We start from the raw sequence: 16683 nt of genomic DNA on the forward strand, positions 1-16683 counted from the left end.
GATACAATGACTGGCTTTTTAACTTTAAATGCAGATCCGACAAATGCATTACACGCTGCAACAAAACAATATGTGGACAATGGTGTGTCGCCCGACTATGAATATTTTTCTTCAGGGGCTGGACAAACAGTTTTCAACTTAACAACAATAACGTACACACCAGGTTCTTACAGATTAATGGTATTTGTTAATGGTGTTAAACAAGTATATCCACCTAATGGTAATTATACTGAGACAAGCTCAACATCAATCACATTTTCACCTGGTTTGGCTTTAAATACCCAGGTTGAAGTCTATCACATGAAGTAATGAGAGGATAAAATGGCACAGGAAAAAATAACATCGGTACAAATTGATACAGGTACTACCACCGGAAAAATTCCAGTTTTTGATGAAAGTGGAAAATTACCTATTGGTGCTGTTCCACCAACGGTTGCCACAGATGCAACAAACAAAGCATATGTTGATGCGTTAGTTACTTCAAGCACAACATGGAGAAACCCGATTGTAGATCCTGATTTGGTCGGTATTGCTCCATCGGTTCCTGGATCTCCGGCCGCTGACACAGTTTACATTGCTTATGGTGGTTCATATCCTCAAATTTGGGGTAGTGTGAGTGGCGTAGTTTCAGGTGATATTTTAACACGTAATAATGCTGGAACAGATTGGATTTTAATTAAAAATTTGACAGTTGGTGATAGATTTATAATAGCTGGTGAACACGGAACACCCGACGGAACAATAACCGGAATGGGATTTCAAAAAAATGATCTACTTCAATATACAGGCGGTAATCCTACACTGGCTGGAAGCTGGAGTACACCTGAAGGTGATCCTGTAGGTACAGGTATTACCGTTTTGTGTAGTGCGTCAAACTCAAATCATAATAGTCATACGTATTTATACAATGCAGGAACTGACGTATGGTATGAAGTTTCAGGACCTGGTGCAGTTAATGCAGGTAACGGTCTTTCATATAGTGGAAATACGTTAAACGTAGGAGCTGGCACAGGTATTTCTGTTGCCGCTGACCTTGTCTCGTTAGATTTAGCATATACAGATAATCGCTATGTTAACATTTCCGGTGATACAATGACCGGGTTTTTAACTTTAAATGCAAATCCAACAACTGCGTTGCATGCTGCTACAAAACAATATGTAGATACTGGATTGGCAACAAAACAAAACAATCTTGGATACACACCTGTTAATAAAGCTGGTGACAGTATGTCGGGAATGTTATCCATCAACACTAGCGGAACTTCGGCATTGGGGATTTCCGGAAATTATACAGGTTTTCTAACATCCTTCAATAACACTTCCACGGGTTATACTATGTACGTTCGAAATCATTCTGGTGCCGGTGATGCTATATTTGCTGAAGCGTCAGGAACAGGAACGAGTATTTTAGGATATAATACTGATCCTGGTGGTACCGGTAATGGTGTGTTTGGTTACTGTGCTGGTTCTGGACAAGGCGTGGTTGGTATGTCTGCTAGTGGATACGGTGTACATGGTCAATCAAACACAGGTGTTGGCGTCTCGGGGTCAACTTATGGTTTATATGGTGTGTCTGCATTTAATGGTGGATCCGCTGGTTCAGCATTATACGCTCTTGGAGGGGGAGGGTCGCGTTCGTGCAATTTAGCTATTGCATCGGGCTCAACCGCTCACAGTTTCTATAGTTCCAGCGCTACTAGTCGATGTGTGTACGGATCAAGCGGAATTTCAATTGCTATCGAAGGAGCAGGTGCTTCGTATGATTTTTATGCTAGTGGCGGCGGTACAAACTATGGTCCCTTTACAGGGGCTCACGACGGCCTTGTAACTTCAGATTTTAATGGTGTCCCAGGTGATATTGTCATTGACACAAACGTTGTTCATAAATCAAATATTTCAAATTGTATTTTTGAAAATCAAATAAGCACCAGTTCAAAAGATAAAAGAGCTGTTGGTGTGTTGGTTTCAATTAGAGATTTAACTGAAATGAATATACCATCTGCTTTGACCAACAAAACAATTTGGCTTGAAGGAAGTCTCACTTTTATGCCTATTGATAATTATGAAGAATTAATGTCACAATATAAACTAATTACTTTTAACGCTATTGGTGAAGGGCAAATTAATGTATGTAAAGAAGGTGGTAATATAGAAATAGGCGATTATATATGTACCTCATCTGTACCCGGTAAAGGTATGAAGCAACCTGATGATGTATACCATAACTATACAGTAGCACGCGCCCGAGAAAGTGTAAATTGGTCAGCAAATGACAATTCCTTTAAACAGATTGCTTGCATATATCTTTGTGGATAAATGACTCCTTTAGAAGAAGCCAAACACCGAGCCCTAGCCGAAATCGATATAACTGCTGGCACTATACGGCTCAAATATATAACTGAAGTATACGGTCAAGAACAGGTTTATATCGAAAAAGCAAATGAAGCTCTTGATTACGTTATTGATAATTGTCCAATTGATTTAACTTTTTATCCCTTTATTGCTGCAGAAGTTGATGCTACAGGTATGCACCCGCGCGATGTTGCTAACAACATACTCCAACAACGAAGCGAATGGATAAAGCACATGGTCAAAATCGAGAGAGTTCGATTAAAGGGTAAAAGTGAAATTCGAAAAACAAGTAACATTAAAGACGTAAACACAATTAAACAATATTACACCGAGGCTCTTAACTCTCTATAGTTGTCGAAGTGTATAATACTACTTGAAAGCTTTTATCTTTGTCACTGTGGCACGATAAGGCCCGTTCTTCGGGGCCATGGCATTCCCAATGGCATTCCCATATAAGCTACGTTGGGGAGTACAATTAGTCACAAACAGGGTAATCATTGAGGGAGAGTGGGTTAAAACGTAGACAACCACTCAAGCGCAAGCAACTTGGTACGCTTACTATAAACGAGCGAGACAAGTAATGATAAGAACCCTAGCTATGATGAACGTTGGAGAGGTTCGCATCTTTCCCAGTGTCTTTCTTGTTGAATCGGTTTTCTTTTTGTTCTAAAGTTCCTGTATGGATATTGATCTAGATCTCCCAACCAATTTCGATCCGAACAGCCACTTTGATGTTGTTCAGGCTTCTATGCTCAAAAATGGGGAGCTAGTCAAACACCCATGTGGCGTGTATTTCCAGAATATTTCAAAAGATAAGATTACACAACTTGCTGCAATTCCTTACGAAGAAGCAGAAAAACTGGGTTATTTCAAGATAGATTTTCTTCATTTGTCGCTTTTAGATTATTTCAAAAATAAAAATGAAATTCGAACATTACTCAAGACTGACCCTGATTGGTCTCTTCTTGAGAAACGAGAGGTTGTGGAACAACTCTTTCAGTTACACAAACATTTTGACATAATTAGTCAAATCAAACCACGTTCTATTCAAGAACTTGCTGATTGTATTGCGTTAATTAGACCCGGAAAACGTTACCTGCTTCCAATTTATATTAAAAACAGAGAGTTTGCTCGAAAAGAGCTATATATGAAACCAAAAGAATCTGTTATTTGGTTTAAAAAAAGCCATTCTATAGCTTATGCAATGACAATAGTATTACAACTTCATTTGTTTAAAGGCGGAATTTTATAAGTAACACTGTATTTTAATAAATATTATAAGTAACACAGTATTTTAATAAAATGTACAAAATGGGAGATATTAATGTTAAGGGAAAAATTTATTAAAAATATTCGTTTGACTGACACACAAAAACAAGTTATGGCAAAAATTGTAGCAGCTCCAACAGCTAAGATTGCCGCAGAAGACATTTCTGAAGGTCGTAACCTTGTTGCAGCTCGTGATATGTTGGTTAACATGGGATTAATTTCTTTTCAAGAAGACAAGTCAGCAGAACTTACCGACGAAGGTAAAGTAGTAGCGAAAGAAGAAAATATTATTGACGATACAGGTTCTTTAACGCCTGATGGTGAAAAATTAGCCTTTGGAGATAAAGAGAAAACAGAATCTTTTTCACTTTTAAGAAAACTTGCTCTTTATGAAGGCAAAAAGAAAGACCTTGCGATCAAATCACAAGAATTGGCTGATCGTATACTTTCTAGTGAAGTTAGTAATAAACTTCAGCACTAGATAGTGGCGATGAAAAGAAGTTGTTCTTCGTACATATGTTAGAACAACAGAGCCTAAGACAGACGAAATGGTCATTGCTGCTACATTGGCTTATTGGTTTGGCGGAAACCTCGAAGATTGGATTAAGAAATAACAGTATTGTTGTACACAACTTTAATACCCGTAGGTATTGATTTTCTGCGGCGACGCTTTATACTTTTAATGTGGTTCATAGGAAACTTGAAAACTGGACCTATAACTCTTGATACGTATTCAATGTTAAAGCTTTTGTAGATTTTTGACATCTGTTGTGTTAATCCACATTTAGAAAATTCAATTGAAAGCGGGTATTGTTTACTGTTATTTTTATACCACTGTTCTACCAGCGTAATTATTTCTGTTTCGTTGATATTCTCGGGGCCACACATATCAAGAACATATGCTTTAATACATTTATTATCAATATTATCAATAATTGCTAAAACATGCTGTTTTCTGTATTGAATAAGTGTAATAAATGGGTACCCGTTATAATCTTTTGGGTGTGATTCTATAATTAGTGGAGAAATTTTGTTTTTCTTTGTTGGTTGTTTTGTTCTTTTCTTGGTTACCATATAATAATTATCTACAAAATTTATTTCATGGTTATTTATTAGCAAAAAATAACATCAAACCAATATAAATATATCAAATAAGAAGGGAATCAAAGCATGAAACCTCTTTCGTTTAAAGATTACGTCAAGTACTTAGATGATGAAATGTCATCAAAAACACGCAAACGTCTCAACAAAAAGACACACAAAGGTCGCTTTTACGGTGGGTTAATGTACCAAAACACAGAAACAACAGATGGTGGTGACGCTAATGGTGTCGGCGAATCTTTTCTCTCAAAAGAAGAAAGCGAAGAAATCGTAGATATTAAGGGTGCTGGTGAAAAAACACCAAATCCTTTTAATCAAAACAAAAAAGAAACGTCAGACAAACAAACAATTGTTACAAAGGTAGAAAAGGAACCTACAGAAGAAGATCCAAACAAACAGGGTATTTTAAGACAAGTGAAAAAAGCCAAATTAGTGTACAAGCGAAGAACACCAGAAGGAACATTTGAAGAATTATGGATTTATAACACAGGTAATAGTTTACAAGATGAAGTTAAGATACGTAAGGATATTCTTGCGGGAACCGACATACCTCCGAATAAAACAAAATCCGCAGATGGTAGTCAATACTACGAAATAACAACACTTGGAAATGCTCAATTATTAAAAGTAACTGGTCTTCCACAATAATCTTTACTTGTTGACTTTATAGTTCTTTTCCTTATAATTACTTTAAGGAAAAAATTATGAAAAAACCAATTGACGTTCGAGATAACGTTACGCCAATATCTGAAAAAAAGATATTGATGATAGACGCCAATACGTGGAAGTCAATGTCAATTCATCAACTTTATGAACAAATGAGAGTTCTCCAAGAACGGTTAAATACCGCTAACGAAATTAAAAATTTACCTTTAGTTAATCAACTTCAACGAGGAATAAATCAGCTTTACTTTTACATTAAAAATAAAGAAAATGATCCTAAGAAAAATAGATAAACCAATGATAAAAAATACTGAAATGGAAATAACCACAGACAACACAGAGTCGAATAGTTTGAACTTAGAACAAGAAGATTCTAAAAAATTAACTTTGAAAGACATCCTTGGTCAGGAAATTAACGAAATTGTGAAAATATCAAAAGATCTGCAACAAAAAATTAAAGATGCAAAAACAAAACCAAAAAAAGATTTGTATTATAAAAAGCTCTGCCGTAACAACGATAAATTACTCGAATTATTGGTTGCATTTAACCGTTTAACTAAAAAAACAAAATAAAATGTTACAGCACACAGCAACGATATGAATTTGGGCAACCAATAACTTTTAAAGTAAACGAAATATATTTTATTAACAAACACTAATATGCTTAAAAAGCAACACATTGAATTACTGAAAAATATTCACAACGCTGGGTGGAAATCGGCGGTGATAGCTGGTGGTATAATTCGAGACACTTTTTGTAAGAAAAAGTATAAAGATGTTGATATTTTTCTTTTTGATCCCAAAATTTCAAATGAAACACCTTATGTTTCAGCAAATATTAGTGAAACTATTAAAAAAATGGGCATAATCCCACATAATGAAGAATTTACTTTGAAACAAAACGATGCGACCACGTATAATTACACAAACACAACTAGAAACACAGCTACAAACACGGTTACAAACATGATAACGGATGTGTGGACAATTGAAAAGGATTTTGACATAATTCAATTAATTACAGTTAAAGTACCACCAATTGAGTATGTCACAAAATTTTTTGATATTGGATTGTGCATGTGTTATTTTGATGGAATAAAAGTTCGGTTAACGCACGAGTTTTTAAATGACTATAATAATAAAACGTTAACGATATGTGGTCAGCTGTCTAAGTATGATTTTCAAAAAACGGTATATAGGCATCTGAAAACGATAAAGTTTAAATATCCTGAATTTAAGATTTGTGTTGCACCACACTTGGAACAATATTTAAGTTCTAAAACTATTAATTTTATAAACAAGTTAAATAGATAGAGAAATATTAAATATGCTAATATCTATTTCTGGTTCCCAAGGAGCAGGAAAAACAACTATAATTAATGAATTAAAGCAACGTGGTTTTCCTGTTGTTGAACGTAAAACGTCACGATCTATTTTGCAAGATTGGAACGTGACCCTTGAAGAAGTAAACACAGATCTGGCTCTTGCTGTCAAATTTCAAGAAGAAATTTTAAAACGTAAATGGTATGATGAATTAACATACTACGATAACAAAGAAATTTGTTTTACCGAACGCACATACATTGATCTCATGGTTTATGCCATTATTACGTTTGGAAAGCACAATGAATATGCTGAATGGCTTGATGAGTATTGTTCTCGTTGTTTGGCCCGCACCAAAGGCAGTTATATCCATAATTTTTTTATAAAAGCTGGACATTTTCAAATAGAAAAAGACGGAGTAAGAGGACATAGTAAATATTATAGCAAATTAGTCGATACAACAATGCTCTCTTTTTACAAAGAAAATATTGAACCTTATCATTTAACCGTAATTGATACTCCAACGATTGAAGATAGGGTTAATATAATTTTTGACAAATTAAATCATAATCTTATATTGACACATTCTTCCAAATAAAATATAATATAATAGTATAAAAGTAATAGTACAAAAAAGTAAGGAAAGCCAATGCCAGAAAACAAGTTCAGACATAATGATTATTCAGAACACATGCCACATCTTGATTTTAAATATGATCAAGAATTTTATCCTGACGACAAAGATTTGCCAGATCCACAAATTGATCCGTTCATTCCAGGTGCTGCAGTTAAACTCGATAAAGTAGGTGTTACAGGTGTTGATTTACCTGTTAAATTTATTCGGCGAGATGGAACTATCGAGAAGTTACATACGAAAGTTTCTCTCTATGGATCATTAGATAATCCAAACGCGAAAGGATTAAACTTGTCACGTTTTCCTATTGCGATGCATGAAGAAATTGCAAACCACATGTCAATCGAAGGTTTGACAAACATTCTTGATAAATTACAACAAAAACAAGGCTCAACACATCTTTATTGCAAAATGAGATTCAAGTACCCTTGGACTCAAGAAGCACTTCGTACTCGTGAAGAATTACCAGTTAATGCACCCGAAAGTGAAGTTTTTAAAGTTGTAGAAGGTGTAAAACTAAGTCATGAAAAAATGAAAGGTTTTATTTTTTATGATTGCATTCTTGAAGGTCAGAAACATGGTGATCAGTATAAGTTTTTTCTAACGGTAGAATACATATATTCTTCAACGTGTCCTTGTTCTTTTGAATTAGCACAAGACGCTATGCAAAAGCGCGGTAAGGCTGCAAACGGACATTCACAGCGTAGCATCGGTCGTATTACAGTTCAATTTGACCCAAAAAATGTGGTTTATATTGAAGACGTTGTTGAACTGTGTCGTAAACAAGTACCAACTGAAGTCGTTGTTATTTGCAAACGCAGAGACGAGCAAGCGTTTGCTGAATTAAACGGATCAAATCTCCTCTTCACTGAGGATGCAGCTCGCCTCTTATATGAGGGTCTTGATAACTGGTTTAATGAGGGTAAGATTTTAGATTTTAGCATCGTGACAGAACATCTTGAATCCCTCCATCCTTGGTCCGCGACAGCTGTAGTTTCAAAGGGAGTTCCTGGGGGATTGAGGTAATTAAATGAATAAGGGTAAAGTAACATTTACTCTTGGTGAAGAGGAGTTCATCAAAGCTTTAATAAATCAATTCGGTATTACACGCATAGAAGCTATAGAATACGTGATACAGTATAAAGAAGATCAGATGAGCTATTACGAAAGTTTAGGAAAAAAGGAACTTGTGGAACAGCTAAAAAAGGAACTTGGTATTACATGAATACTATTGTAAACACACACTTTCCTGTTTTTAAACACTGCGGTTGCAAAAAATGTCATATTTCAGGAATTTTATTCAAACCCATGTGGGTAATATACGACGATTGTTATTCAACAGAGTTTAGCGGAATTATTTTTAAGCACAGAGTTTATATTTGCAAAAAATATAATGATACAATAACCACCACAAAAAAGGTAGCAAAAGAATTTTACCATAAGTATATGGAAGAAGTGCTACAAAAAATTGCCTTGCCACAAACAAAGGATTCAGTATGTTTAAACCAATAAAACTACCCTATGCATTCAATGCGCTTGAGCCAACAATAAGTTCAGCAAATTTAGATCTTCATTATTCAAAACATTACAAAGGATATATTAAGAAACTAAACGAACTAGCAAAACGGATCGACAAATACAGTTCGTTAGAAAGGTTGGTTAAAGATTCATCAGCAAATGCAGCAATTGGTGATACAGCGGTATTCAATATGGCTGCGCAAGTCTGGAACCATGAATTTTTTTGGAAGAGTATGACCCCCAATGAAACGAAACCTTCGTTTCGGTTTCAACGCCAAATTGAAAAAAGTTTTAAATCACTGAAGGATTTAAAGGAACAATTTGAAGAAGCTGGAATTAATCACTTTGGTTCAGGATGGGTCTGGTTGGTTATGCACAAAGAAAAGAAAACGCTAAGTATACAAACAACACACGATGCTGATACACCGATTGTGCATTATTCTTATGTTCCTTTATTGGTTTGCGATGTTTGGGAACATGCATATTATCCAACATACCAACATAACCGTACTGAATACCTTAAAAACTTCTGGTTCATAGCAAATTGGAAGTTTGCATCCGAAAATTACGAGAATAACCTAACAATACACGGCAATTAAATCACTGGCTTTACAAAACGATGTGCTAATTATCAACTCGGTACAACCGAAATTTCGCCTGGATGCGCAAATTGTATCAACAGATACACTCGTTCTGACTTAAGAGAATGGGTACCTTGTTTTGTATACCATGACTTTCTAGATGTCCATAAAGTCAAAAATGAAATATAACCCTTGTCTTGTTTATCTTCATTATGTAAACTACTTAAAAGCAGGAGAATACTATGGAAGTTAAATACAACTTACCAAATATAGGTGATAAGTTTGGTGACTGGGAAGTAATAGATAACACCATTAGATATATTTATCCAACATCTACTACTCCTACACGGTATTGTAAAGGAGTATTAGTACGATGTCCTCATGGAGTTATTGCTGGAAGAACAATTTCTGCTCTATGTAGGGGCGACACAAAAGGTTGTGTGCAGTGTGGTGGTGAACAGAAGTATAAAGGAATAGGAGATCTTTCAGCATCTTATGTCAACTCCGTTCAACTTGGTGCAAGGGAAAGAAATTTAGAATTTAATGTATCGTTAGAATATCTTTGGGCTCTTTATAATGATCAAAACCGCAAATGTGCTCTTAGTGGCATGGATATTACCCTTGATCCACAATACAGTACTCATTATAGACAAGACGAAAAATCTGTAACACAAACAGCATCTTTGGACAGGATTGATAACAACCTTGGGTATATAGAGGGGAATGTCCAGTGGCTTCACAAAAAAGTTAATTTAATGAAAAACTCTTACAATCAAGAAGAATTTGTAGATTTGTGTGAATTAATTAGTAAACAGAGAAAACCTGAACCACGAACAAGAGTAATCATTCGCCTTTCAGTCGAAGGAATACACCGATGGGCTGAGTGTCCTATAGAAGAAGTATCATATCTAAGGCAATACCATCGCCACATATTCAACGTGATTGGAAAAGCATATGTAACACATTCGGATAGAGATATAGAATTTATCCAAGCGGCTCACGATATCCGGCAATATTTATATGATAACTACTATAATGAGCAATACAAATGTTTATTTTTTAATGATAAAAGTTGTGAAATGTTAGCTGATGAAATCGTTACTAGATTTAAATTATACGAATGTGAAGTAAACGAAGATGGTGAAGGTGGCGCAATTGTTAAAAATTACGAATAACTATGGATTTGAGTGAATTTATAGGAGAGTGTAAAAACGTGGTCTAGCCGCTATAGACCACAATGACCGTTTTTTGCTCATCATATAGTAGCCCACACAGATCCACAGAACACCACCATAAGTCAGATAAAATATTGGAGAATTTTATGAAATTAACCGAACCATTATTGATATGTGACAAAACTTCGCCATATACCGGAAAAATTTATCCGTATGAGGAAGTACTTAAAATGGTTAAACAATATAATAGTACACCATTACATAAAAGATATGGCTTATATGTTAAGAATTTAGCAACATATAGTGTAGATATGCCTCTTAATTCAATTTCACACACAACAGATAGTATATTCCTTGAGGGAAATCATTTAATGGCTGAGGTTAGTATACTTTCAACACCTGAAGGACAAGAAGTTATTAAAAATATTGAGAATTTAAGATTAAGCCCAGTCATATCATATACAACCGATAAAAAACAAAAAATTATGAACATGATGCTAATTAGAACAGATTTTGTATTTAACAATAGGACATCGAAATGAAATTTAGCAATCCATCTTTTTGTTTCATTACACCCGTATCATATCTCGACTACGCAGCATGGTCCAAAACACACCTTGTGTTAGCTCATTTAGTTGATCATAACGAGAAATATGCTGAGTTTTATAAACAGCGCTCTTTATTCGGAGACCTAATAATGATGGATAATAGCGCGTATGAGTTGAAAGAACCATATGCTCCAAATAAGTTAATTGAATTGGGACAAAAGTGTGGTGCTCACGCAATAGTTCTTCCTGACTATCCGTTTCAACCAGGACAAAAAACTATTGATGCAGCAATTAAATTTATTCCCCAATTTAGAGATTTTGGATTTAAAACTTTTTTTGTACCACAATCTAAAGAAGGAGATTTAAAAGACTACATTGAAACATATAAATGGGCTGCAACAAATCCTGATATCGATATTATTGGTATGTCCATTCTTGGAATACCAAATGCTATTCCGTATTGTAATCCAGCATATGCGCGTGTTGTAATAACGCAGATTCTTATTGACTTAGGTATTTTTAATTTTGATAAACATCATCACTATCTCGGTTTAAATGCGGGTCCTGCACTTGAAATTCCGACACTAATTCGTATGGGTGCTTTAGATACAGTCGATTCGTCAGGTCCTGTATGGGCTGCCATTTTAGGACATGCTTACACGAAAGAAGCAGATAGTTATCAAATGGTTTCGAAATTAAAGTTGTCCGTTGATTTTGGTCTTAAATTTTCGAAAGACGAAGCAACGCACGAACGCATCAGAAACAACTTGTTAATGACCCTCGATTTATTTAATACACAACAGAATACAAAAGCATGGTATGCCCAAGATTAATTAAGATAATAAAACGAAGCATAGAAGTAGTCAAAAAGTTGTGTATTTTTGTGTATACTGATCCACGAGCGTGGGAGAATGTTAAATGGGCTGCAAATGGATGTTATATTGCTGCAACAGTTATGATGTTAAGTCCTACGATTGCTGCTAAATCTACTTTACCGTGGATTGCGTATTTTACTGGTAATTCAATTTGGCTTTTAGATTCAATTCGCAATAAAAACAGGCCTTGGATTTATATGTCGGGATTTTTCGTTGGTTGGAATATTGTATTGATTGTATCAAGAATATTTCCTACGATATTTTTGTTTCCGTCTTAGGAACAACACACTAATATGGTCAATTTATAAGATAGAAAAAATAAGATGTTAATAATAAAATCAATATTAGGATTTTTATTTAATCGTTGTTACCATAAATGGACAGTATGGTCTAAACCATATACGTTTGGACTTACTGATTATCAACGCACTACATGTATTAAATGTAATATCACAATTTAAAGAACGCTTGGCTGGACAGACAAATATAAGGAGAAAAATAATTATGTTTATAAATCCAAAAATTGCTATAGAAAAAGGTTGGATTAAAGGCAATATAGAACAAAAGAATATTCAACCAAATGCTATTGACTTTACACTTGATAAACTTTACAAAGTTAATGATTGGGCAGAATTTTATATTAGTGAATCTGGTAAAGAAATGAGAAACGGAACAGAAGCACTAATAATCAGCAATCCAAGTAATTTTTTCGTTGGTGATTTCTGGAAACTTGAAGCTAATTCTGTGTATGATGGAATGTCTAATATGTATGTTGAAATTCCAGACGGAGTGGCTGCTTACTTGGTTGTTCGCTCTACTTTAAACCGCAATGGTCTTTTTATTACGTCTGGTTTATATGATAGTGGCTTTAGGGGACACATTGGTTTTGTTATTCATAATCGCAGTGGTGCAGCCTACATTGCGCCGGGCACAAGAGTGGGACAAGTTATTTTTGTAGAATCAGAAAATGCTCTAAGGTATGCTGGCGGATGGAATCATAACCAAGGAACGCATTATATGGAGAAAAAATAATGAAAACAATAGAAATTGATGTTAATTTTTTTGAGCACTTGCTTAACTGCTTAGCTAATCAAAAATTTATTGAATCAAGTTCAAATAAAAAAGAAGATCAAGAAATTATTGATGCAGCATACCGATTGGGTATGGATTTACTTCTGAATCATACTATCAAAAATCGTATGTTTATTATGGAAGAGAACGTAAATGGTGGATAAACCACGCGGATACTTTGATAAAGTGCTGGCAAAAGACTGTGAAACAAGCGGTATGAATTACAATACCGTTGACCCATCTATTGGTTTTCAGTCAATTTCGTGGGGATTAATCGTTGCTGACGCAGAAACGTTTACACCAATTGAAAAACTGTATGTTGAAATTAAATGGGACGGAAAAAGTCAATGGTCAGATGAAGCTGAAAAAATACACGGTCTGTCGCGAGATCATTTAGAAAAGAATGGATTAACGAAGGAAGAGGCTGCAGCAGAAATCGGAAATTTAATATATAGACACTGGAATCCAAAAAGTGATTTTAGTTATCAACGAAACGTTCGTTGTCTTGGACATAATGTAGCAACGTTTGACATTTGGTTTATGCGTAATCTACTTGAACCATTTGGAATTATGTTCCCAACAGGCAATAGATTTATAGATACTTCAAGCATTGCGTTTGCAACGTTTGGTTGTTTTAATTCTGACGATGCATTTGACTTAATTGGTATAAAACGTAATAAACACAATGCTTTAGCTGATGCTCAAGCGTCTTTAGATTTTGTTAAAACCGTGAGAAAACTATGCAATTCATTTTTAGGAGAATAAATGGAAATTTTAACTAATCCAACGTATGATCAAATACACGACGGTTGTATTAATCTTTCAAATCAAATTAAACAAAACTTACCAAAAGTGGATTATATAATTGGTCTGGCTAGAGGTGGACTGTTTCCTGCGGTTATAATTTCACACATTCTAAATGTACCTATGTTAACCGTTCACTATTCTTCTAAAGAAGGTGTTGGTGATAACAAAAATCATGAAAATATTTTACCCGATCTCTCACCAAGAAAGAGTTATGTTTTTGTTGATGATATTGCTGATTCGGGTAAAACATTAGCAGAGATTTTTAAATATTACACACTGAAAAAAGTTGTTATACATACCGCAGTTCTATACTACAAAGAGCATAAAACAAATCATTTGTTTGCTCCTGACTGGTATTGGCAAATGATATACGAAGACACAGGTTGGATTTGCTTTCCTTGGGAAAAGCAATAAGCAGCGCAATATTAACGTGCGGATTAAAACTAAATCTGTTTTACAGTCAAATGGTTGAAATTATTTAAAAAAATGAGCAATAATTATAGTATTTCGGATGTTATTAAGGATGCCATTTCAGGCAATCTTGAACTTGCTGATAAACAGACACAAACAAATCGTGAAAATGTATGCAACGAATGTGAATATCAAAACCAAATGTTAAATACATGTACATTGTGCGGATGTGTAATTAAATTAAAAATTACATTTAAAAAAACTTCTTGTCCATTGGATAAATGGTAATATAATGTTGGAATATTCATTTGATTATTGGCTTGACCTGTTCAAAAAGGATCCAAAAGAGTTTGAGCGCCAAAGAAATTTAATATTGGAAAACACAGTAAATCAATGGTACCCGTATGATCATGAAAAGGCACATAAAATCCTAGCACAAATAAACGCTGCTAATATGCGACTCGATAGAATTAAAAATAATATGGAACGATTTAACCAAATACAAGTCATGTTTTGGAAACAAGTTAAAATTTTTAACGAAAGTTTGCACGGAAATATTTCGCATAATAAAAGCGTTAGTAATTCTGCAAAAGTAATAAATCTATCAGAGTTCAACAAAGCTAAACCCCCTTGTTGACTAAGGCACATATTTTTGATATAGTACCCAGATTGGAGATATATCTCCTAAATTCATAAAATTATTAATCTAATACCTTAAAGGAGAACGAAATGAGTAAATCAAAATCTGTAGAATCATTAACTTGGAATCAACGCTTAGCCATCATTGATAAATTTAACCCAACAGACGAACAAGTGTGTGCAGCGTTTGGTGTTTCAAGTGCTGAGCTTAAAACAGCCCAAGAAATGCGCCAAGCTGGTACTCTAACACCATCAAAAGACATTGATCTCGCGAAGTATTCAAATATTTTTGAAAAAAATGGTACAAATGTATCCCACCACACACGTCCTGAAACAGCAAACAAGCGTACACAAGTTGCAAAAAAACGTGGGCGCAAGGGAGACAAAATTCAACAAGCTTTTACAGCAATTCCTTCTTCACCAGTTCATGCAGAGCAGTTTGTAAAGCAACATAATATTTCAATGGCCGTTTTGCGTCAAAGTAAGCGTTTTGATAAAACGGGATTGGGTGTTGTTCGGGTAAAAAAGGACAAGGCCACGAAGTCGCTAATGGTTTGGCGTGAAACTAACTAGAAAGCAAACAACCATACAACCATACAACAATACAACAATACAACAGCTATTTCTTGATGTGCACTATAGCAGAAATATGAGTATCGTCTCGGTTGTTTCAGAAAGGGGCCTATGTACATAGGCCCCTTTCGTTTGTAATATTTTGAATTAAAATACTATAAAAAATCGTTAGGAGAAAATATGGCAAGATATGAATGGTCGGAAACCTTTATGAGTGTTGAAGGCGAAGCGAAATACACTGGATGGCCTACTGTGTATATTCGTTTTTCGCGATGTAATTTTCAATGTCGTGGATTTAACAATCCAAACAACGTTGATACAACAAGTGCAAAAATTCTTGGTTTTGACCCAAGAACAGTTTGGTCCCTCGAAAATCTTCCACCAATTCATACAGGCTGTGACAGCATTTATTCTTGGGATGAAAAATTCTCACACTTGTGGCATACCGGAAATGAAAATGAACTTGCTAACGAAGTAATCAAAGTATTACCATATAATTCTTGGATAAATCCAAGAACAGGCCAGCACGTGATTTTATCTTTAACAGGAGGTGAACCAACACTACGTATCAAGTTCTGGCCTGAACTTCTTAACACAGAACAATTTAAAAATGTTAAACACGTCCTTATTGAAACAAATTGTTCTGTCCCTCTAAAAGAAAAATACATTGAACAACTTTTTAATTGGGCTCTTTCTCGTCACGCAAAAGTTACTTGGAGCAATAGTCCAAAATTAAGCCGTAGTGGCGAAAAATGGGAAGATGCAATTAGACCTGAAATAGCCGCTATGCAGATGTTTAATGGTGGAAATGGTATTTTTGAACAGTATTTCAAGTTTGTGTGTGCTCCAACAGAAAGTGACTTTGATGAAGTTGAAAAGGCTATGCAAGCATATTATAGTGCGGGCATTAAGCAAGACGTTGAGGTATATATTATGCCTGTCGCTTGTTTAGAAGAACAACAAAAAGAAATTGCAGCTCAAGTTGCGAGAATGTGCATTGATCGTGGATACATCTATTGTCATCGTGTCCAAAACAGTGTGTTTAATAACGGACCTGGAACTTAGAGTACACTCTTCAACCTCGACGTGTTTTGTAATGACCTTTAATTAAAGCCGTTAGTTTTTGTTGAATTTATTTGTAGT

The 16683-nt window shown here is 34.9% G+C and carries 24 protein-coding genes; 23 read left to right on the forward strand and 1 reads right to left on the reverse strand.

Annotated elements, in window-relative coordinates:
* The 5 genes from QXL17_02635 to QXL17_02655 form a co-directional block, all read left to right on the forward strand.
* Positions 1-309 (forward strand): hypothetical protein (locus tag QXL17_02635; protein ID MEM4258033.1); only part of this gene is annotated, 309 nt, incomplete at its 5' end.
* A gap of 12 nt (positions 310-321) precedes the next feature.
* Positions 322-2316 (forward strand): hypothetical protein, encoded by a 1995-nt coding sequence (locus QXL17_02640; protein MEM4258034.1) that lies wholly within the window; start codon positions 322-324, stop codon positions 2314-2316.
* The gene (locus QXL17_02645; protein ID MEM4258035.1) at positions 2317-2703 is read left to right on the forward strand and encodes a hypothetical protein; all 387 of its coding nucleotides are present in this window, start codon (positions 2317-2319) and stop codon (positions 2701-2703) included.
* A 328-nt stretch (positions 2704-3031) separates the two neighbouring features.
* Positions 3032-3604: a hypothetical protein gene (locus QXL17_02650; GenBank protein MEM4258036.1), complete on the forward strand. Its 573-nt coding sequence runs from the start codon at positions 3032-3034 to the stop codon at positions 3602-3604.
* 72 nt (positions 3605-3676) lie between these two features.
* Positions 3677-4102, forward strand: a complete 426-nt coding sequence (locus tag QXL17_02655) for a hypothetical protein (protein MEM4258037.1) — start codon at positions 3677-3679, stop codon at positions 4100-4102.
* Between the two features lie 122 nt (positions 4103-4224).
* On the opposite strand, the gene QXL17_02660 is transcribed toward QXL17_02655, so the two are convergent.
* Positions 4225-4695, reverse strand: a complete 471-nt coding sequence (locus QXL17_02660) for a hypothetical protein (GenBank protein ID MEM4258038.1) — start codon at positions 4693-4695, stop codon at positions 4225-4227.
* A gap of 96 nt (positions 4696-4791) precedes the next feature.
* Between QXL17_02660 and QXL17_02665 the strand changes: the two genes are divergently transcribed.
* The 18 genes from QXL17_02665 to QXL17_02750 all read left to right on the forward strand — a co-directional run bounded on the left by QXL17_02665 (position 4792) and on the right by QXL17_02750 (position 16605).
* On the forward strand, positions 4792-5370 hold the full coding sequence (locus QXL17_02665; protein MEM4258039.1) for a hypothetical protein: 579 nt from the start codon (positions 4792-4794) through the stop codon (positions 5368-5370).
* A 56-nt stretch (positions 5371-5426) separates the two neighbouring features.
* Positions 5427-5678: a hypothetical protein gene (locus tag QXL17_02670; GenBank protein MEM4258040.1), complete on the forward strand. Its 252-nt coding sequence runs from the start codon at positions 5427-5429 to the stop codon at positions 5676-5678.
* A gap of 4 nt (positions 5679-5682) precedes the next feature.
* The gene (locus QXL17_02675; GenBank protein MEM4258041.1) at positions 5683-5958 is read left to right on the forward strand and encodes a hypothetical protein; all 276 of its coding nucleotides are present in this window, start codon (positions 5683-5685) and stop codon (positions 5956-5958) included.
* A gap of 87 nt (positions 5959-6045) precedes the next feature.
* A complete protein-coding gene (locus QXL17_02680; GenBank protein MEM4258042.1) occupies positions 6046-6699 on the forward strand; it encodes a hypothetical protein in 654 nt (217 codons plus the stop codon).
* Between the two features lie 13 nt (positions 6700-6712).
* On the forward strand, positions 6713-7306 hold the full coding sequence (locus QXL17_02685; GenBank protein ID MEM4258043.1) for an AAA family ATPase: 594 nt from the start codon (positions 6713-6715) through the stop codon (positions 7304-7306).
* Positions 7307-7357: 51 nt separating this feature from the next.
* A complete protein-coding gene (locus QXL17_02690; protein MEM4258044.1) occupies positions 7358-8368 on the forward strand; it encodes a GTP cyclohydrolase, FolE2/MptA family in 1011 nt (336 codons plus the stop codon).
* A gap of 4 nt (positions 8369-8372) precedes the next feature.
* The gene (locus tag QXL17_02695) at positions 8373-8567 is read left to right on the forward strand and encodes a hypothetical protein (GenBank protein ID MEM4258045.1); all 195 of its coding nucleotides are present in this window, start codon (positions 8373-8375) and stop codon (positions 8565-8567) included.
* Positions 8568-8838: 271 nt separating this feature from the next.
* Positions 8839-9459 carry a superoxide dismutase gene (locus QXL17_02700; protein ID MEM4258046.1) on the forward strand — a complete coding sequence of 207 codons (621 nt, stop codon included), beginning with the start codon at positions 8839-8841 and terminating at the stop codon, positions 9457-9459.
* A gap of 224 nt (positions 9460-9683) precedes the next feature.
* On the forward strand, positions 9684-10616 hold the full coding sequence (locus QXL17_02705; GenBank protein ID MEM4258047.1) for a hypothetical protein: 933 nt from the start codon (positions 9684-9686) through the stop codon (positions 10614-10616).
* Positions 10617-10762: 146 nt separating this feature from the next.
* Positions 10763-11158, forward strand: coding sequence for a hypothetical protein (locus QXL17_02710; GenBank protein MEM4258048.1), 396 nt, complete (start codon positions 10763-10765; stop codon positions 11156-11158).
* 155 nt (positions 11159-11313) lie between these two features.
* Positions 11314-11997 (forward strand): hypothetical protein, encoded by a 684-nt coding sequence (locus QXL17_02715; protein ID MEM4258049.1) that lies wholly within the window; start codon positions 11314-11316, stop codon positions 11995-11997.
* A 546-nt stretch (positions 11998-12543) separates the two neighbouring features.
* Complete coding sequence (locus QXL17_02720) at positions 12544-13071, forward strand: hypothetical protein (GenBank protein MEM4258050.1); 528 nt, start codon at positions 12544-12546, stop codon at positions 13069-13071.
* Positions 13071-13274, forward strand: coding sequence for a hypothetical protein (locus QXL17_02725; GenBank protein ID MEM4258051.1), 204 nt, complete (start codon positions 13071-13073; stop codon positions 13272-13274). Before QXL17_02720 ends, QXL17_02725 begins: the two co-directional genes overlap by 1 nt.
* Positions 13264-13875, forward strand: coding sequence for an exonuclease domain-containing protein (locus QXL17_02730; protein MEM4258052.1), 612 nt, complete (start codon positions 13264-13266; stop codon positions 13873-13875). The genes QXL17_02725 and QXL17_02730 overlap by 11 nt, the downstream gene beginning before the upstream one ends.
* Entirely contained in the window at positions 13876-14331 is a 456-nt protein-coding gene (locus QXL17_02735; protein MEM4258053.1) for a phosphoribosyltransferase family protein, read from the forward strand.
* 289 nt (positions 14332-14620) lie between these two features.
* Entirely contained in the window at positions 14621-14965 is a 345-nt protein-coding gene (locus tag QXL17_02740) for a DUF3135 domain-containing protein (protein ID MEM4258054.1), read from the forward strand.
* Between the two features lie 92 nt (positions 14966-15057).
* Complete coding sequence (locus tag QXL17_02745) at positions 15058-15540, forward strand: hypothetical protein (GenBank protein ID MEM4258055.1); 483 nt, start codon at positions 15058-15060, stop codon at positions 15538-15540.
* A gap of 180 nt (positions 15541-15720) precedes the next feature.
* Entirely contained in the window at positions 15721-16605 is an 885-nt protein-coding gene (locus QXL17_02750; GenBank protein MEM4258056.1) for a hypothetical protein, read from the forward strand.
* The last annotated feature ends 78 nt before the right edge of the window (positions 16606-16683 follow it).

Source organism: Candidatus Thermoplasmatota archaeon (genome assembly GCA_038884455.1).
Classification (GTDB): Archaea; Thermoplasmatota; E2; order DHVEG-1; family DHVEG-1; genus JAWABU01.